At 41.8% G+C, this 18,482-nt stretch carries 20 protein-coding genes, 1 riboswitch and 1 other annotated feature; of the genes, 2 read left to right on the top strand and 18 right to left on the bottom strand.

The genetic code is table 11. From position 1 onward, the window contains the following. Window positions 1–143: 143 nt before the first annotated feature. From BQ4305_RS10065 to BQ4305_RS10050, 4 genes are all read right to left on the bottom strand, one after another. A complete protein-coding gene (locus tag BQ4305_RS10065; protein ID WP_110927679.1) occupies window positions 144–1,391 on the bottom strand; it encodes a glutamate-5-semialdehyde dehydrogenase in 1,248 nt (415 codons plus the stop codon). Between the two features lie 20 nt (window positions 1,392–1,411). Further along, the gene (proB, locus tag BQ4305_RS10060) at window positions 1,412–2,500 is read right to left on the bottom strand and encodes a glutamate 5-kinase (RefSeq protein WP_110927678.1); all 1,089 of its coding nucleotides are present in this window, start codon (window positions 2,498–2,500) and stop codon (window positions 1,412–1,414) included. A gap of 83 nt (window positions 2,501–2,583) precedes the next feature. After that, window positions 2,584–2,795, bottom strand: a binding site (T-box leader). A gap of 86 nt (window positions 2,796–2,881) precedes the next feature. Continuing rightward, window positions 2,882–3,067, bottom strand: a complete 186-nt coding sequence (locus BQ4305_RS10055) for a zinc-finger domain-containing protein (protein WP_110927677.1) — start codon at window positions 3,065–3,067, stop codon at window positions 2,882–2,884. A 20-nt stretch (window positions 3,068–3,087) separates the two neighbouring features. Next, window positions 3,088–3,744, bottom strand: a complete 657-nt coding sequence (locus BQ4305_RS10050) for a reverse transcriptase-like protein (protein ID WP_110927676.1) — start codon at window positions 3,742–3,744, stop codon at window positions 3,088–3,090. A 303-nt stretch (window positions 3,745–4,047) separates the two neighbouring features. Between BQ4305_RS10050 and BQ4305_RS10045 the strand changes: the two genes are divergently transcribed. Together BQ4305_RS10045 and BQ4305_RS10040 are read left to right on the top strand one after the other, a co-directional pair. Further along, a complete protein-coding gene (locus tag BQ4305_RS10045) occupies window positions 4,048–4,464 on the top strand; it encodes a reverse transcriptase-like protein (protein ID WP_110927675.1) in 417 nt (138 codons plus the stop codon). Further along, a complete protein-coding gene (locus tag BQ4305_RS10040) occupies window positions 4,448–5,353 on the top strand; it encodes a DMT family transporter (RefSeq protein WP_110927674.1) in 906 nt (301 codons plus the stop codon). The genes BQ4305_RS10045 and BQ4305_RS10040 overlap by 17 nt, the downstream gene beginning before the upstream one ends. 11 nt (window positions 5,354–5,364) lie before the next feature. Here BQ4305_RS10040 and BQ4305_RS10035 read toward each other — a convergent pair whose 3' ends face one another. The 14 genes from BQ4305_RS10035 to BQ4305_RS09980 form a co-directional block, all read right to left on the bottom strand. Further along, window positions 5,365–5,649 carry a DUF6123 family protein gene (locus BQ4305_RS10035; RefSeq protein WP_199880645.1) on the bottom strand — a complete coding sequence of 95 codons (285 nt, stop codon included), beginning with the start codon at window positions 5,647–5,649 and terminating at the stop codon, window positions 5,365–5,367. An 82-nt stretch (window positions 5,650–5,731) separates the two neighbouring features. Continuing rightward, window positions 5,732–6,622, bottom strand: coding sequence for a 5'-3' exonuclease (locus BQ4305_RS10030; RefSeq protein WP_110927673.1), 891 nt, complete (start codon window positions 6,620–6,622; stop codon window positions 5,732–5,734). 425 nt (window positions 6,623–7,047) lie between these two features. Continuing rightward, entirely contained in the window at window positions 7,048–7,275 is a 228-nt protein-coding gene (locus BQ4305_RS10025; protein ID WP_110927672.1) for a sulfurtransferase TusA family protein, read from the bottom strand. A gap of 23 nt (window positions 7,276–7,298) precedes the next feature. Then, window positions 7,299–8,426, bottom strand: a complete 1,128-nt coding sequence (locus BQ4305_RS10020) for an MBL fold metallo-hydrolase (protein WP_110927671.1) — start codon at window positions 8,424–8,426, stop codon at window positions 7,299–7,301. A gap of 118 nt (window positions 8,427–8,544) precedes the next feature. Further along, window positions 8,545–8,838 carry a rhodanese-like domain-containing protein gene (locus BQ4305_RS10015; RefSeq protein ID WP_110927670.1) on the bottom strand — a complete coding sequence of 98 codons (294 nt, stop codon included), beginning with the start codon at window positions 8,836–8,838 and terminating at the stop codon, window positions 8,545–8,547. A 209-nt stretch (window positions 8,839–9,047) separates the two neighbouring features. Beyond that, window positions 9,048–9,527, bottom strand: a complete 480-nt coding sequence (locus BQ4305_RS10010; RefSeq protein WP_110927669.1) for a DsrE/DsrF/DrsH-like family protein — start codon at window positions 9,525–9,527, stop codon at window positions 9,048–9,050. Between the two features lie 134 nt (window positions 9,528–9,661). Next, on the bottom strand, window positions 9,662–9,925 hold the full coding sequence (locus BQ4305_RS10005) for a metal-sensitive transcriptional regulator (protein WP_110927668.1): 264 nt from the start codon (window positions 9,923–9,925) through the stop codon (window positions 9,662–9,664). Between the two features lie 206 nt (window positions 9,926–10,131). After that, window positions 10,132–13,830, bottom strand: a complete 3,699-nt coding sequence (locus tag BQ4305_RS10000; RefSeq protein ID WP_199880644.1) for a dynamin family protein — start codon at window positions 13,828–13,830, stop codon at window positions 10,132–10,134. Window positions 13,831–13,950: 120 nt separating this feature from the next. Continuing rightward, window positions 13,951–14,115: a hypothetical protein gene (locus tag BQ4305_RS21440; protein WP_199880643.1), complete on the bottom strand. Its 165-nt coding sequence runs from the start codon at window positions 14,113–14,115 to the stop codon at window positions 13,951–13,953. Window positions 14,116–14,242: 127 nt separating this feature from the next. Further along, window positions 14,243–14,773 (bottom strand): isoprenylcysteine carboxyl methyltransferase family protein, encoded by a 531-nt coding sequence (locus tag BQ4305_RS09995; RefSeq protein ID WP_110927666.1) that lies wholly within the window; start codon window positions 14,771–14,773, stop codon window positions 14,243–14,245. Beyond that, window positions 14,770–15,861, bottom strand: coding sequence for a type III polyketide synthase (locus BQ4305_RS09990; protein WP_110927665.1), 1,092 nt, complete (start codon window positions 15,859–15,861; stop codon window positions 14,770–14,772). Before BQ4305_RS09990 ends, BQ4305_RS09995 begins: the two co-directional genes overlap by 4 nt. Window positions 15,862–16,001: 140 nt before the next feature. Next, window positions 16,002–16,154 carry a hypothetical protein gene (locus tag BQ4305_RS21435; protein ID WP_199880642.1) on the bottom strand — a complete coding sequence of 51 codons (153 nt, stop codon included), beginning with the start codon at window positions 16,152–16,154 and terminating at the stop codon, window positions 16,002–16,004. A 49-nt stretch (window positions 16,155–16,203) separates the two neighbouring features. Beyond that, window positions 16,204–17,520 (bottom strand): nucleobase:cation symporter-2 family protein, encoded by a 1,317-nt coding sequence (locus BQ4305_RS09985; protein ID WP_110927664.1) that lies wholly within the window; start codon window positions 17,518–17,520, stop codon window positions 16,204–16,206. Further along, window positions 17,513–18,106: a xanthine phosphoribosyltransferase gene (locus tag BQ4305_RS09980; protein ID WP_110927663.1), complete on the bottom strand. Its 594-nt coding sequence runs from the start codon at window positions 18,104–18,106 to the stop codon at window positions 17,513–17,515. Before BQ4305_RS09980 ends, BQ4305_RS09985 begins: the two co-directional genes overlap by 8 nt. 172 nt (window positions 18,107–18,278) lie before the next feature. Beyond that, window positions 18,279–18,380, bottom strand: a riboswitch (purine riboswitch). Between the last annotated feature and the right edge of the window lie 102 nt (window positions 18,381–18,482).

Here is an 18,482-nt window from a genome sequence, read left to right as displayed (position 1 = left end):
AGTAATAATCACCCAGATAAATACCATTTTTTCAAAAGCCGCATCTATCAAGAGAATGATCTGATCTGCTCAATTAGTCAGAGATCATGGACTGACCGAAAAAGCACATAATGCAAACACTGCTGGGCAAGCTATTCATAGCCTTAATTCCGAATCTGCCCGTTGCCATAGATAAAATACTTACTTGATGTAAGTGCCGATAAGCCCATCGGTCCCCTCGCATGAAGTTTCTGTGTAGAAATTCCAATTTCGGCTCCATAGCCAAATTCAAATCCATCTGTAAATCTGGTGGAGGCGTTATGATAAACCGCTGCAGCATCGACTCCATTTTGGAAAAGATCGGCATGGTTTTTATTTTCTGTAATAATCGATTCAGAATGTTTTGTGCCGTAACGATTAATATGCGCTATGGCTTCCCGGACACTTTTCACTATTTTCACGCTTAATGTCAAAGTTAAATATTCAGCTGCCCAATCCGCTTCATCAGCAAGAGCAATTCGTGAATCAGCAGAAGCCACAGTCTGATCTCCCCGTAATTCAATTCCCTTAGCAATCAATGTACTGAGCAGCTGTGTGCCGTGTGTTTGATACCAATTCTCTTCTATCAAGAGGCTTTCAATAGCATTGCAGACGGAAGGACGCTGGGTTTTGGCATTCAAGATGATTCTTTCAGCCATTTCGTACTGTCCCGTTTCATCAATAAAAATATGGCAGTTTCCTGCGCCCGTCTCGAGAACAGGCACAGTCGATTCTTTAATGACCGTTTCGATTAATTTTTTTCCGCCGCGGGGGATCAGAACATCCAGATACTCATTCAGATGGAAGAGTGCTTTGGCCGTTTCCCTGCTCGTATCCTCTATCAGCTGAACAGCATCTGTCGGAAGCTCGGAATGTTGAAGGGCCTTTTGAATGGAATGAACCAGTGCCCTGTTTGAAAATTGAGCAGAAGAACTGCCTCTAAGGATTACAGCGTTGCCGGTTTTCAGCGAAAGCGTTGCCGCATCGACTGTTACATTCGGCCTAGCTTCATAAATCATCCCGATAACCCCGATTGGCACCCTTTTCTTCTGAATGATCAGGCCATTCTCTTTGCGGATTTCCTCCAGTTCTTCTCCGATCGGATCTTTCAAATCTGTAAGTAATAATATAGCATCAGCCATAGCCTGAATTCTTTCCTCATTAATCATAATCCTGTCCAATATGGATTCTGACAGACCCTTTGTTTTGCCAACTTTCAGATCCTTCATATTTTCTTCGATTAAAACATTCCTGTCGATCAGCAATTGGGCCGAAATTTTTTTCAGCGCTTCATTCTTTTGTTCTGTGTTACAGCCTGATAATACATAACTGGCTGTCTTTGCCAACTTTCCTTTTTCCATCACTTCATTCATTTTCAGCACCCCTTGGCTATTTATGCTTTCACCCATTTATCACGATGAATCACCGCAATAGATGAAAGAACGGTTTCATTTGTCTGTTTCCCCATAGATTTTTTCAGTTCTTCCGCACTGCACAGGATTTCACCTTTACCTAAAAAGCCAGAAGGACCGTACACTTCTACAACATTTCCTTTGGTGAACGTTCCTTTGATATTCCGGATACCTGCCGGCAGGAGGCTGCTTCCCTGATGAAGCAGTGCATGCTCCGCTCCCGAATCAATAAACAGTTTCCCTGCTACTTCAGAATGAAGCGCAATCCATTGTTTTTGGCTGTTGATGGACGCTAAATGCTCATTGCCGATATAGGTTCCGTCTCCGTTCCCCTCCAACACATCCAAAAGTTTTCTGTCCCCTTTACCTTTACCAATAAAAACCTTCACACCAAGCCCAAGTGCAGTCTCAGCTGCTAAAAGCTTTGATTTCATTCCTCCGGTCCCTAGATTCGAACCCGTTCCTCCAGCAGCCAGGAGCATCTCCTCTGTAATGGTTTCAATGCGGCCGATTCGATTGGCATCAGGATTCGTTTGGGGGTTAGAGTCATACATGCCATTAATGTCTGTCATAATGATTAGCTGATCCGCGTGTACGAGACCGCTGACCAAGGCTGAAAGCATATCATTGTCTCCAAATGTCAATTCAGCCACAGACACGCTGTCATTTTCATTGATGATCGGAACAATTCCCCTTTCGAGAAGCTCCATGATCGTCGCATACGCATTCTTATAACGGTCCTTTTTTGAAAAATCACTCCTTGTCAGAAGGATTTGAGCAGGAATCAGGCCGCATTTCCCAAATTCTTCGATATACGACTGAATAAGGAAACTTTGCCCGACAGCTGCCGCCGCCTGTTTTCCCTTCAAAGTTACCGGCCTTGCGGGGTACCCAAGCTTCCGGAATCCAGTTGCGACAGCACCAGAAGAAACAAGCAAAACCTCATGGCCTTCTTCACGGACAGCAGCGATGGCCCTTACATGTTCAAGGAACTTTTCCCGATCGATTTCACCTTTCTTGTTTGTTAAAGAACTGCTCCCAATTTTCACAACAATCCGCTTTCTTTCCATTCCCCATACTCCCCCAATCGGTTATCGGCATTGATTTCTGCAAAAAAACCTATATAAAAAAAGAAAAACCCTTTTCATCCTAAAAAAAGGACGAAAAGGGTTAGTTTCCGTGGTACCACCTTCATTGAATGCTTGTTACAGCATCCCGCTCGGCCTGTTAACGCCAGGTTGACGCCCATTTTTAACGGGACTCCGAAAGCAGGTTCTGCGCTTTGTCTGTTACGGGTCTTTCAGCTTTCAACCCGCTCTCTGAAACAGCAAACTTCGCATACTAATCTTTCATCAACGTTCATTTTTTTATTAGTATGCAAAATAAAAAGAGTTATGTCAATAACCAAAAATTCTTTTTCATTCGTTTTTAACAAAAGATCGCTGACAGCCTTAATTGTTTTTTAAAGCATTCCCTAATTCTTTCAATTTTGCTCCCACCGTACATTCAGAAATGCAAAACTGATGGGCATAGGTTTTCCCTTTTTCTTTTCTAAAATGTTTTTTCACGAAACAGCCCTGGCAGTAATGATCCAGGACTTCCTCAACCTCCTTAAACACTCTTCTTCGATCTTCCATATCCCTTCTCCTTTTTCTATTCAAATAATTTCAAGACGGCTCAGAATTTCTTCCCCTTTCAGCGCCTGGCTGGCCAGCTGATGGGCCTCTTGATTCCCTTTCCGATCGACCGATATATAGTCTGCCTTAATGCTCAGCTGATCCAATTTCTGCTCAATCCTGTCTATCCACTTATTTAAGGTCTCTTCCAGACAGGGCCATTCGCCGGACAGCTGATTGAGAACAACCAACGAGTCGCCTTTGAATTGGCAGCGCTGATGGCGGACTCCTAATTCTTCAAGCTGCTTAACTCCTTCGAAAAAAGCTGCATATTCTGCTTCATTATTAGATTCCAGATTCTCGTACCGTGCGTTAGCCCGGATTCTGTACTGTTTGTTCCCCATCTGATAATACAAGGCAATGCCGGTCCCTGCCATGCCTTCTTCTTTCCGATATCCTCCGTCAAAAAAGACCGTGACATTTTTGGGCTCATCTTCAATTTCAATGATTAGTTTTTTCAGTTCCTTTTTTGTCCAGGAAGCTCCCTGTTCATCTATGTATGCCACATTTTTTAAGCGTCCAGACTTTTCAAGGTCCTCTGTGACAGTAAGGGCATCCTCAGCTTCCATCCAGCCGGAGGTAAACTCCGCAGAAGGTTTTTTCGGCAGCCGGTAAGACCATTCCATCATCACTTTCATTTGGCACAACTCCTTGTTTATCTAGTTATAGAGGGAAAGGCATTCAGATATTCCACTTTTATTTTTTTCTTCGGTCTTTCTCTCATCTTCCCCCATTTGATTCCCCTCCATGCAAAAAACAAACCTGATGAAGTGACATGAGGCTTATCCTTAGACTATGGTATTTTCCTGTCTCCATACATAAATCAATGGCGGCCATTCATAAAATGACCGACTTTTCTGTTATACTATTTAAGAGCAATCTTTCATTTACACTGAATAATATCTTAACACAATGTCCTGTTGTTAACGAGGGGGAGCCATATGATTGAAGTATACATAGATGGCGCAAGTGCTGGGAATCCCGGCATAAGCGGTGCTGGGATTTTTATTAATAACAATGGTTCTGTCGAAAGACATTCGATTCCGCTGGGCATCATGGAAAACCATGAAGCAGAATATCACGCCCTGCTCCATGCCCTGAAGATCTGCATTGAAAAACAATATCTGACCGTTTCATTCCGCACAGACTCTCAAGCTATTAGTTCAGCGATCGAAAAGGAATTCGCCAAAAACAAAAAATATGCTCCGCTGCTTGAGGAGGCATTAAAGCTTGCAGATGAACTGGAGTTGTTTTTTCTGAAGTGGATTCCAAGCAAGGAGAATAAATCAGCTGATGAATTGGCCCGACGTGCCATTTGGTCTATAAAGGAGAAGCAGGATCATGAGAAAAACAGCTGACCTTACCTTACTCTCCGTTTCGCTTGTCTGGGGTGCTACATTTGTAACCGTGCAGAATGCAATCGCCTTCCTGGAACCTATGAGTTTTAATGCCATCCGGTTTTTCATTGCATTTTTGCTCCTGCTCCTGATTCATCTCTGTTTTTTCAGAAAAGAAAAAAGGACAAATTCTTGGAAACTCTTTGCTGCCGGATTTAAGATTGGGATTTGGCTGTATTTAGGCTATACGTTCCAAACCATTGGCCTAGAATATACGACGCCATCCAAAGCCGGCTTTATCACCGGCTTAAGCGTGGTCCTTGTACCTGTATTTTCGATGGTATTTCTAAAAAATCGCCTGACGAAAAATACTGTAATTGGCGTGACAGCTGCCATCATCGGCTTGTATTTGATGACAGTAAGCGGGAAAACGGCCGTTAACATCGGAGATTTCCTAGTTTTCTTATGCGCTGTCAGTTTTGCCATGCAAATTATCACTACAGCGAAATATGCGGCTGAATTCAAAGCTCTTCCCCTGACGATTGTGCAATTGCTCACCGTTTCTCTGCTTTCAGCAGGATCCGGCCTGATTTGGGAGGATTTTACGGCTGTTTTCAAGGCTGACATCATTTTTCAATCAGATGTGATCAGCGGCCTGCTTATTACATCAGTCCTGGCAACAGCTTTTGCATTTTTGGCTCAGACATATTTCCAGGCCTATACTACTCCATCAAGAGTCGCGATTATCTTTGCCATGGAACCCGTTTTTGCAGCCATCACATCATACATATGGATTGGAGAAGTTATGACAGTTCAGGCAGTGATTGGATGTACCTTTATCCTGTTCGGTATGCTTGCTGCTGAACTTCCTTCCAGAAAAGAAATCAATAAAAAAACGGAATTCAGCTGAATTCCGTTTTTTTATGTCAGTAATCCCTGTTTCCTGGCAAACGTTTCTGCCTGTTTATAGGATTTTATATTATGACGTTTCAGGTTTTCCAGAAGGGCGATGTAAAAACTGCCGTCAAAATTCTTTTGGGCCTTTAACGTTAATTCTATCGCAGCGTTTACCAGCGAATCATCCGCTTCTGTATACCGCTTGCCGAAATAGATGAAGCCTATCGAATCTTCCCCAAAGGAAAAACCTTTGCTTTCTAGAAAATGAACATATTCTTCAACCGTCCGTGCCAATGTCATCCGCTCCATACCTGTCATCTTTCCTATATTTTATCCTATATCCGCAAAAATGCCTATCATTTTCTGTAATCCTTTTTGCAGACAAACCTTCTCAAATGATGCGAGTGACTCCTTTTAATTCATGTTTCAAAGCCATGTGTTTCACTTTCTCTGTGTCATATTTGAATAAGGCATCGTCGAGAAGACAGCTGACAGGCACATCACATTTAATTTCAGCAAGCTGTCTTGAAAGATGAAGCATCTCCAGTGACGATTCAATCTTTGCCTTTTGAGACTTTGTAAGGGAAGAGAGGTTTTCTAATATGCCCTCAATATTTCCATATTGCATCAAGAGCTTTAATGCCGTTTTTTCGCCAATGCCCTTTACGCCCGGATAATTATCCGCTGTATCTCCCATCAAAGCTTTTAAATCGACCATCTGCGCGGGACTGATTCCTTTCCACTCCAAAAAACTTCCTGGATTATGAATCTCATAATTGCCATACCCCTTTTTCAGGAGAATAACTGAGATCTTGTCCTCAAGCAGCTGGAGCATATCTTGGTCTCCTGTCAGTATTCCTACCCGGCTTTCCAAGGAGGAGGCACGGGCAATTGTTCCGATGCAGTCATCAGCTTCAAAACCGGGAACACCTATATTTGGTATATCGAAAGCAGAAACGGCTTCCTTGGCTAGATCGAACTGCGGCTGCATTTCAACCGGAGCTTCTCCGCGATTCGCTTTATACCCTTCAAATAATTCATTTCTGAACGTTTTGCTGCCCATATCCCAGCAGACGGCAACATGGCTGGGCTCGAAATGCCTGGATGCCATAAGCAAATGTTTTAAGAAGCCCTGAACAGCATTCGTTGGTACTCCTTTTGAATTGATCATGAACTGACCTGTCACAGCCGTTGCATAGAAAGCTCTGAAAAGAAGAGCCATACCGTCAACCAGCAGAAAAGAAGGTTCAGTTTCTGTATCGATTTGATTTATATTTATCATGTATTTCACCTCTAATACTGTCATTTTACCATTAAATCGAGCGGAACCGGTGAGAAAATACAGGAAAAAATAGAGATAGGAGGCATTTCCTTAGCAGCGGATCATAAGTCGCAATGTAAGGAACAAATTGTCTTATAAGGAGAAACTCTAATGTTGAACTTCATTTAAATCACGAAGAATATAGGGAAAAGTCATTTCCGCTGACACCTGTGCGAGTGGTTCTAAACGAGTTAATTAACCGCCATACCGTCAAAAAATGACAAAAGACATTGAGAGCCGAGTCCTCTCAATGTCCTTTTATTGTCAATCTAAAATCTCCATTTTCAAAGGGAATTTTACTTATACTTATGGTTTTTTGTTTCAGGGAAGCTTTCTCGAGGATATGATTCTAAAAATTCTTTGATTCTGTCCCTGCCTAGCTATTTTCATCCTTTTTTAATCCAGAATTTCCATACATCGTTTTCCTCTTCATATTTTAATAGCTCATGGCCTCCTGACTTTGTCCAGGCAGGCATGTCATTTATGGCTCCTTTATCTGTTGTATGGACTTCTAATATTTGACCGGATTCAAGATCACCAATCGCCTTTTTTGTTTTCACGATAGGCATAGGACAGGCAAACCCTTTGGCATCTAATACTTTTGCTGTATTCATTTTTATTCCTCCTAAGATTTTGATTAACGGACTGCACAGCGATTTGGTCCGATTTCCATTTCCCGCTGGGAATCCGGGTCAGGCGACTTTTTCCCCATATTCGTTTCCCGAATTTCTTGATATGCATTTGGCTGCAGCGGCAAGTTTTCTGTCACTATTTTTCTAAATTGATTTTCATCTTCAATCTGGAAGCCATCATTCTTTGCAAATATTGTTTCTAACTTTTCAGCAACACTTCCATCCTCATTCATTTCGTCAACCATCATAAAATGAGCCGGGAGCACGATTAGTTCTCCAGATAATTCTTTGTACCTGGTATAGAGTGTTTCTCGTAAATCTCCCGCCAAGTCTTCTGCATGACCGGCAAGGTCCGGCCTGCCAATTGAATCAATAAACAAGGTATCACCTGACAGTAAAAACTTCTGATCTACCACAAAGGAAACGGACCCAGCTGTATGGCCAGGAGAATCGAAAGCATGAAAGCCAACGGACATATTTCCCATGATGATATCCATGCCGCCTTCTAATGGCTGGAAGTTAAAAGTTACATCTGCAGCATCCTTTGGAGGCAGAAAGTAGGCTGCACCTGTTTGCTCGGCGATCGTCTGTCCTCCAGAAATATGATCGGCATGAAGATGTGTATCAAGCACATACGTTATTTTGGCGCCAGCCTTTTCAGCAAAATCAATATAAGGCTCGGTCATTCGTGCTGCATCGATGAGGGCCGCTTCCCCATTCGAAATAATCATATAGGATAGACATCCCTTTCCAAGCCTTACAAACTGATAAATTTGACCGCCGCCGGTTAAGTCTCCAATTTTTACAGGTTCTAAATATTCACTCCAGGCTTTCATCCCGCCTTTTAAATAGGAAACAGAAAAACCGGCAGCTGAAAGCATATCGGCCACCATGACTGAGGAACCTTCTTTTGCACAAACCACTGCTAATTCTTTGTCTGCGGGGATGTCTTCAACAATGTCATCCACTCCATCTATTAATTCAAAATAAGGGATATTTAAATATTGGAAATTCTGTCCTTCTATTTTCCAGTCTTGAAAGTCGCTGTAATTCCGAACATCCAAGATAAATAGTTGTTCTTGGTTCAGAACCTTTTTCGCAAGCTCTTTAGATGTCATTTCCATTACTGTCATGATATATTACCCCCTTAGGTATCTTTTATCTCAAAATTTTTTAATTAAAAACTGTAATGATATCCTTTACTTTGTGTTTTTTCATCACACTGCCTCCTTCACATCCCGAAAAGTCTACTTAGATCCCCCCTTCCCAAGCGAGCATTCCGCCAGTCATGTTCACGACATTAAATCCGCGGCTTTCCAGAAATTGAGAGGCTCTTCCGCTTCTCCCGCCGGAACGGCACACCATAATATATTCTTTTGTTTTATCTAATTCATTCATCCGAAACTCCAGTAAGCCCAAGGGAATGTTTATAGCGCCCGGAATCTTTCCGGCAGCTGTCTCATCCACTTCCCGCACATCGATGATATTTAAATGTTTTCCTTCATTGATTAATTGTTCTACTTTTTGAGGTGTAATTTCTTTCATCTTCTATTCCTCCTGTATATTTACTTCCAAGTATTTATCCCGTCTTATTTGCTAATTTTAAGTTGAGCAGAGATAACGGACTTATTTTATGTTCTGATTATGCAGAGGGGTATACTTAACCTCTCTATTCGCACGAACGTTCATACTTTATTTTCAATTCTGCAATCGATATTTTTCTATATCTTTTAGCCTGTATATAAAAGGAAGAATTAAATAAATAAGTTAACATGGCCTTCCTGTGCATCTGCTAAATAGGCTGCAACTCCTGCATACTCAATGTTCTCTAAAAATTCTTCCTTTTGGAGCCCCAATAAATCCATTGTCATCGTACAAGCTACTAGTTTTACATCCTGCTCTTGAGCCATTTCAATCAGCTGAGGTAATGATAATGCATTGTGCTTCTTCATGACACCCTTGATCATTTTAGGACCTAATCCAGCAAAGTTCATTTTTGAAAGTCCCATTTTATCAGCGCCTCTTGGCATCATTTTCTCAAACATTTTTTCTATAAACCCTTTCTTTACTGGAGAACTTTCATCCTTGCGAAGAGCATTTAATCCCCAAAATGTATGAAAAATTGTTACTTCATGATCATAGGCAGCTGCCCCATTTGCAATGATATATGCTGCCATTGCTTTATCATACTCCCCGCTAAATAAAATTATCGTCGTTTTTTTGGTTTCGGCCACTTTAATTCCCTCCTATCACAATAGCTTTATACCCCATTAGGTATATTTAAGAACAAAAAAAATAATCGTCCCTTTCACTCAAAATTACCCCATTGGGTATAATAGTATCAAAATAAAAAAGGCTGTCAACCCTTTTAACGGCTTTTTACTAAAAGGGTAACGGCCTCTTTTACTAACTCTTCCATACTTTTTCCTTCTTCATTATCTGCTTTTTGGACACATTCCACTAAATTTGAGCTTACAATGACTCCGATTGTCCGATCGATGGCACTTCTGGTGGCAGATAATTGAGTAATGACTTCTTTGCAATCCTTATTATCTTCCATCATTTTCAGAATTCCTCTCAACTGTCCCTCAATCCGTTTTACTCTATTTTTCATCTGATCATTATATTCCACTTTCGCACCTCTTAACCAAAAGTTCTTCTTTACGAATCTTTATAAGCTCCATATTATACACGCAGGGGTATAAAGTCAATCTAGTACACCCATAAATCGGCTTGCTGTACATCGTTATAAAAAAATCTAATGAAAAAAACCGCAATAGACAGATTAATAACCCCATCTGTCTATTCGGCTTTTTCTTTCTTTATTTCAGTAACTTGTTACTCACCGTTTTCCATTTGCTTAATCTTCTGAAGGATCCCTTCGAGCAAAGCAATATCCACTGTTTCTTCCAAAACAGCCCTCAGTCCTGAGAACATTTCTGCTGTTTGTTCTTTACTGTCTGTCTGAAGGGATACGATTTCATGTTCCAGAAGCTCACTATATGTTGCAAAAAGTCTGTTACCCTGCTCTGTCACGTACTCTACAGCAGGCTCATCCAGCCTTTTTTGCAAGGCCTCCGCCATCTTCACTTTTTCATTTTTTTCAAAAAACGCTTTTGGATTACGGAAAAGGGAGAGCTCTTTTTTGAAATCTCCTGCACCTAAATTTGAAAAGGCTCTGGTGAATTCTGGTGTTTCTCTCGTTTTCGCTTCATATTCCTGAAGGGAAATGCTTTTCTTCACCTTTTTCATTTGCTGAATGATTGCCGCTTGTTTTTCCTTAATAAGTTTCTGGACATACATTTCGGCCCGAAGAGAGGTTGCTCTCATCTCCTGTGCAAGATCAAAACCAAGTGCTTCAAGCAAATTCGCAGCAGCTTTTTTCAAAACTTCTTTGTGATCCTGTCCATCATCCTTTATGACTGCAGGATTAAATGATTCCTTGAAGAAATCCGTAAAACGTAAAAATACCCGCTGTTTGCTGTAGAAAGCCAGCTCATCGATTTCCTTTTTCAAGCGCTGCTTTTCTGTATCAGCTGTAATCCCTGAAAGGATTGTATGAATCTCTTCCGATTCTTTTTCAAGGGAAAGAAGGGCTTTTTGCCTTGCACTTCCATCCTGTTTGGAAGTCTCGATTACTTCCGTCAGTAATTCTTCTGTACGCTTAATAGCAGCTTGTGCCGATTGTATGGCCAAATCGGTCAAATCATGTTCAATAAAGCGGTCAAATTGCGCCTGGAAAGCATTGATGCCGCTGTCAGACAGAAAAGCATGCTTGAAATTGCCTGGATGAAGCTTTTCTGCGAGCGCTCCCTTACTGCTGAGCGGAAACAGTTTAGGGAAACGGATACTGAAACCGTTCAGCTGACTTTCCACATAATCCAGCACTTCCTCTAATTCCTCTTCGGTTTGTGCCAAATCGACAGCATTAACGATAAAGAACATTTTATCCATCGCAAATGAATCCTTGACCCTGCCAAGCTGAATCAGAAATTCTCTGTCGGCTTTTGAGAATGGGTGATTGTAATACGTCACAAACAGAATGGCATCCGAATTTTTGATATATTCAAAGGCAGCCCCTGTATGGCGGGCATTAATCGAATCTGCTCCCGGTGTATCAACAAGGACCATTCCCTGTTTAGTCATCGGGCAATCATAATACAATTCTATTAAATCAACGAGACATGACTTCGATTCCTCTGCAGCAAAACTTCTGAAGCCGTCCAGGTCTACAGTTATTATCTGGCCAAGCTGTTCTTTATAAGCCGGCATCCCTCTGTAGAAAGCATCCAGGAACGATAAATGGGTCTTTCCTTCTTCTCTGCCGTCTGCTTTTGCTGTAATCTCTCCGGCAAGAGAGTGTGCTTCCTCAAGAGTTGCTGCACGCTTTCCAAATGCCTTGAGGGCAATTGAAACGTCGGCAAGCAGCATTTCTGCTGTTTTTAATCTTACATCAGCCGTTCCATGGGCATGTTCCTCATTCGCTGCCAAGATTCTATTAATCGCGGCAGTTGTAGGGTTCGGCGAGACCGGAAGTACATTGGCACCCATCAGTGCATTGGCAAAGGAAGATTTTCCTGCACTGAATGCACCGAATAGAGCAACGGTAAAAGTCTGCTTCTCCAGTCTGTGCGCTTTTTCTTTTAATTCCTTCTGCAGAGAATGGAATCCCCTGAGAGGTTCAATCAGCCTTCCAGTCTCCAGAAGGGCAGCTGCAGTACGGTTCAATTTTTCTTTCCCGCCGACAGCAGTCTGTCCGGAAGTCTTAGGCTGAGTCTTAACAATCTCTTTTTCTTCTCTATTTGTCTTCCGTACAGTTTCCCTGCCGGCATCCTGCTCTCCGGTTATATTGTCCATCGTTTTAACAGTTACGAGATGTTCTTCCTTTTCCCAGGCATCCAGTAAAGCTCCGATCTGTTCTGGATTCAAGCCTTGCCTGTTCCCAGACAGCAGAGATTCCAGCTCTTCCCTTCGCGCTTTCACTTGATTGCTCATCTCATCAGATGCGGCCAGCGCTTTTTCAAACTTTTCATATTTCTCTTTCTCAGTGCCGATTGACTGAAGCTGCTCCTCGGATTTGCGATCCATTAACAGAAAGAGTGCTTTTATGAATTCATCCGCCATCATCCTTGCCTTTCTTTTAATGGCATCGGATACATCTTTTGTGTAGTTAAGCACATATTCACCTGTTATCGAAACTTGAGCTTTCGTGATGCCCCTGATGAACTCCTCAGTCAGATTTAATTCAAAATTCTGAGCTGACTGTTCCAAGGACGGATCATGCACTTCCGCTTCAGCCAAAACTTTCACTGCCCATTCTTTTAAATGCCATTCCAGCTGGGTTTTCGCTTTTTCCTGCAGATCAGCCAAGAAAGCTTCCTTCCTTGCTTCCCGCTCCGCATCCGTTTTCTTTTTCGCAAAAAATACACCCATTTTAAAATCTGGCTGTCTAGATTCCAAGTATTCTCTGGCCAGATCCCGTGTGGATGCAGGCATCAAATACGCATTATCAAGGATCGCTTCCAGTTCTTTCTCCACAAGACCTGTCACCTTTTCCCTTTTATCAGTCAAGGATTTCTCCAAACTGTTTAAGGAGTCGAGCTCTTCGTTCATTTCTGTTAATTCTTCCTGTGTGAGGTCTGTAAGGAGCGCTAAATCGTCCGAATGCTCTTCTTCAAGGTTTCCCCTAAGCCACTCTACATGCTTTTCAACCAGAAGCTTTGCTGACGTCAGATACGATTCATTTTCCGTTTTCTTGCCCGCTAATTCTATGATAAAACGTTTTACTGCGGCAATTTCATTTCCTTCACGTTCAAGATCCCGAACGGAAGTATAAAAAATGCCGTCAGGAAAAACACTCCAATTGGCAAAAGCATTGGAAACGGACATTTTGAAATCTTCAAAGCTCAGCTCATTCGGATCATGCTTATCAATCATATTAATCACTAAATAGGTAGGCTTCCCTGCTTCGATTAATTCCTTTGTAAATAGAAAGTTAACCTCTGACTGTACATGGTTATAATCCATGACATAAAAGACAGCGTCTGCCAGATGAAGCGCCGATTCTGTTGATACCCTGTGGGCATCATCTGTTGAATCAATGCCGGGCGTATCCATAATGGCACAGGAATCAGGAAGCGGGAAATCATCTGAACTGATCGTAATAGAAGTTACCGCTTCCCCGTCTTTTGCGAATTTTTTGATTTCTTTAAAGTCGTAAGGTGCCGGGAAAATAACTGGTGCCCGGTCTTTATACATCACTTTTGCGTAGTTTTCCCCTTTTTGAACCTTTACCGTATTGGCACTGGTCGGAATCGGGCTTGAAGGCAATACATCTTTTCCAAGGAGGAAATTAATCATCGTTGATTTTCCTGCTGAGAAATGACCGCAAAAGGCAAGAATGTACTCCCCTTTATGTTGTTTTAAAATTAATTGCTTCATTTTTTCGGCATTTCCTGCATCTCCTGCATCCCGAAAGGAATCATATACACCTGTAAGGACATCCAGCATAGATTGTTGCTTCATTTGTTGGCTCATGAATTCCATACCCCTTAATTATCGTGAAATTTTATCTATTTCATTGTATACGATTTCGCCGGTGAATTACACAGTTAGATGACAGAGAAGCCATTTTCAGACATAAAAAAAACCAGGTATTTACCTGGCTGAAGGATGTGCAGTCAAAACGACCATCTTATCATTTTTGGCAGCAGCCTTATGCTGAACCGAAGTCTTCACGGACTTTCGCTGAATATTTCCGAGTATATATTTTGTTACAAGGCAATAAACAGCCACTGTCATTAAGACAAATAACCAGACCATTATGTACACCATCCTTTTTAAAATTTTTATTGGTTTATCGTTTGTGTCATTCATTAATTGAGAACAATTTTCATCTTCAATTACATAGTATCACGAACGAGAATCATTTTCAATAAGGAATATGATTTTATTTTCCCCTAAAAACTTCCCCATATCCAGTATGGCTTTTCAAAGCCTTTTCTTCCAAAGGAATTCTTACAGACATCATCCATAAATTGAGGAGTGAAAAAACAACTGCTGTAAAGAAAGCATTAAATAATAAAGATATAACGAGAATTTCGGTTGCCACTATGGCATAGTTCGGGTGCTTTATATATTTATACGGGCCTGCGGCAACCACTTTTGCATCGCTGAGAACAATAATTTTTGTATTCCAGTATTTCCCTAAAGTCTTAATTACCCAAAACCTTCCCGCCTGAGCAAACAAAAAAATCGTCAGCCAAAAGGGCCAAAGTTTTGAGAGTTCAAATCCTTTCAGGTAAACTTCCAGGATAAGAGATATAAAAAAAGCGGCATGCATGGAAACCATCCAAGGGTAATGAGATTTCCCATATTCTATGGCTCCTTCGGCTTTTAGCGCTTTTTCATTATTCTTAGCTATCACCAATTCGGTGAGTCTCTGAATGCACAAGAAAACAATAAAGACTGCGAAAATCATGAAATCCACCTCATCAGCAGAAGTTCTGATGAAAATCCAGGTCCCAATGCGGCCGCAAGTCCATATTCTCCATCATCAGGACCAAGCTCCAAATGTCTTTCCAATACATAAAGAATGGTAGCCGATGACATATTTCCGTAATTCTTAAGAATATCCATGGAGATTTTGGTCATCTCAGGGCCAAATCCAAGGGCTTCTTCATAAGCCTCAATAACCTTCTTCCCTCCTGGATGGGCAATAAAATGAGCGATATCCTCCAAGAAAATACTGTTGGCTTGTAAAAAGGTTAACACATTCGGCTTCAGCCAATTTTCTACAATGGAAGGGATATCTTTTGAAAAAATAACATACAGCCCTTCATTTTTCACATTCCAGCCCATGACATCCAGGGAATCCGGCATAAGGGTAGATTGAGTGTCCAGGATTGAAAACCGTTCTTCTCGCTTTGTACGTATTCCTTCAGCCGCTTCATCACCGCATATCAATGCACAGGCCACACCATCGGAAAAAAGCGAAGTACCAATTAAATTACTTTTTGATACATCATTTTTCTGAAAAGTCAAACTGCATAATTCAACAGTCAGGACGAGCACTTTCGCTTTTGGATACGCCTTGCAATATTCAAATGCCCGGGACAATCCGCTTCCTCCCCCTGCACAGCCGAGCCCCCATAAAGGAATCCTCTTTGCGTGGGGGTTAATGGGCAGGATATTCATGATACGTGCCTCAATGGAGGGAGTGGCAACGCCTGTGCTTGAGACAAATATAAAGGCATCAATATCAGCAGCAGAAACGGGAGCATCTAAAAACTGCTCATTTTCAAGGCAGTCCTTCACTGCTATAGCTCCGTATTGAACTGCCTGTTCTATGTACAGATCATTTTTCTCCTCAAATGTATGATCTTTTTTAAACCAATCCAGATCATTAGAAAGAAAACGATTTTCTACCTGACCGTTTTTAAATACTTTCAGCAGCCGGTCAATATTCGTAAAAGAGCTCCCGAACAACTCTCTTGAAAATTCCCTGACTGTCTCCTGTGTCAGGGCGTAAGGCAAATCTATATGGGAAACGGATAAGACGAACGGCATCTAATCACACCTTCAAGTAAGATATGGATAATGTACCCAAATCTTCTTTTTTTATTCATTAGGACAGACAGCAGGCAAAAGAAAAAACGAAAAGGCTCTGCTGGAAAATCCTTATGGATTGCCGCAGAACCTTCTTCCTTTTACTGTTCCTTCATATTTGAATCCTGATTCTGAATGCGGATGATGATGGTCTGTAAATCCCGTTTCCCGCAAATATCACACGCTTGTTCATTTGTCTGAAGCGTTTGGCAATGAAGGCAGTACTTCCTTTCCATCCTATCACTTTCTTTCATACTGAATAACGCATTATATTCAGGTGAAAGGAACTTGATGACGGCTTTTTCAGGAGATTTTTCTCTCCAAAACGGCCGCCGGAAGCTCTGCTTTCCGTTTGCCAGGCAAAAGATTAAATAGGATATTTAATAAAATCGCTGTGAAGCTGCCGGCTACAATCCCGTTGCCGGTCAGGACCTGCAGGCTGGACGGAAGCTGAGCGAACAGTTCAGGGACCACTGTCACACCTAAACCCATACCAACAGAACAGGCGATAATCAAAAGATTTTCCTGGGAAGCAAAATTGACTGCAGACAGCATTTTGATCCCTGCTGCAATAACCATACCGAACATCGCAATCATAGCTCCGCCAAGGACAGAAGAAGGAATGACCGTTGTCAAGGCGCCGATTTTTGGCAGAAAGCCGATCGCCACAAGCATGCCAGCAGCAGTGAAAATAACATTCCTGCCTTTTGCCCCTGAAAGCTGGATAAGTCCGACATTTTGCGAAAACGCTGTATAAGGAAACGCATTGAATAAGCCGCCAAGGATAATGGCCAGTCCTTCTGCCCGATATCCCTTTGTTAAATCTTCTTTTCCGATTTTACGGCCGGTAATTTCTCCAAGCGCATAATAGACACCAGTCGATTCAACCAAATTGACAATCGCAACTAAGGTCATTGTTATAATGGCTGTCATGTCAAATGTCGGTATCCCAAAGTATAACGGATGAGGAATATGGACCCATGAAGCTTCGGCAACTGCACTTAGGTTTACCTTTCCCATGAAGGCAGCGGCAATCGTACCGGCAAGCAAACCAAGAAGGATAGCGATCGAACGGATAAACCCGCTTGCAAACTTATAAATCGAAATGATGAACAGCAAAGTTCCAAAAGCGAGAGAAATATTTTCTAATGAGCCGAAGTCCTTTGCCCCTTCTCCTCCGCCCATATGGTTGATGGCAACAGGGATAAGTGTGATTCCGATGATCGTTACCAACGATCCGGTTACCACCGGCGGGAAAAAACGCGCCAGCCTGCCGAAAAACGGGCTGATAAGCAGAACAATGACTCCTGAAGCAATAATAGCTCCATAAATGGAGGTAATCCCATAATCTTTTCCGATAGAAATCATCGGAAAAACGGCAGTAAATGTACACCCAAGCATGATAGGGAGGCCAATGCCGAAGAATTTATTTTTCCATACTTGAAAGATGGTCGCAATACCGCACATTAAAATATCAATGGAAACCAAATATGTCAGCTGATCCGCTGGCAGCCCAAGGCTTCCACCGACAATTAGCGGAACAATGACGGCGCCCGCATACATTGCCAACACATGCTGCAATCCGAGAGAAGCGATTTTATAAGGAGACTGTTTAGACATTGTGAATCACCTCTGTGTTTAAAAAATCGATTTTCCCCGGTTCAAGAGATTTAATTCTAGCCAGTGATTCCACTTTATATCCCTGTTCCCTGAGCTCTTTCCCGCCATTCTGAAAAGCTTTTTCTATGACAATCCCAAATCCGGCAACTTCTGCTCCTACCTGGTGGCAAATTTCCGCAAGACCCCTGGCAGCCTGCCCAACGGCAAGAAAGTCGTCGATAATCAAAACTTTGTCTGCTTTTTCAATATATTTATTAGAAACTGTAATCTCATTTGTTTCTTTCTTTGTATAGGAATGCACGGATGCAGTCAGCAAGTCTTCAGTCAATGTCAGAGATTTGCGCTTGCGTGCGAAAATCATGGGAACTCCAAGTTCAAGAGCCGTCATCAACCCGGGTCCAATTCCAGAAGATTCAATTGTCAGCACTTTTGTAACCTGGCTGTCTTGAAATTTTCTTGCAAACTCTTTTCCTATTTCCCTCATCAGCACCGGATCCATTTGATGATTGAGAAATGAATCCACCTTCAAAATACTTTCAGATAAGGCTTGTCCTTCTGCTATGATTTTTTGTTTTAAAAGCTCCATGCTGCCCCTCCCAAGTTAGAAAAAATAACTGCATACAATCCATAATCAGCAGGACCCGTTTAAACAGTTTATAAAAACAAAAAACCGGGAACTATTGCCGCTCCCCAGAGTGAGACAATAGTTCCCGGGCATGAATAGACGCAATCAGCAAATATAGCGCAGTCTTTAGCCAGCAGAATTATTCCCCACTCATAGTCGAATCATTTACGGTAATCCGGTAGAAACTTGCAGGCCCTATTCCTGCGATTATATGAGTGAATGCTTATTAAGATATCTGAATTATAGCAGGAATCTCCTCTTTTGAAAAGGAATTTTGTTAAAAAAACGAATATTTCTTTAAATATTATAGTTAATATTCGCTTTTATCAATCGCAGC

The sequence above is a fragment of the Bacillus massiliglaciei genome, from assembly GCF_900098925.1.
Lineage (GTDB): Bacteria > Bacillota > Bacilli > Bacillales > DSM-1321 > Peribacillus > Peribacillus massiliglaciei.
The sequence above is the reverse complement of the archived record's forward strand: the minus strand, read 5'-3'. Positions and strand labels throughout refer to the sequence as shown.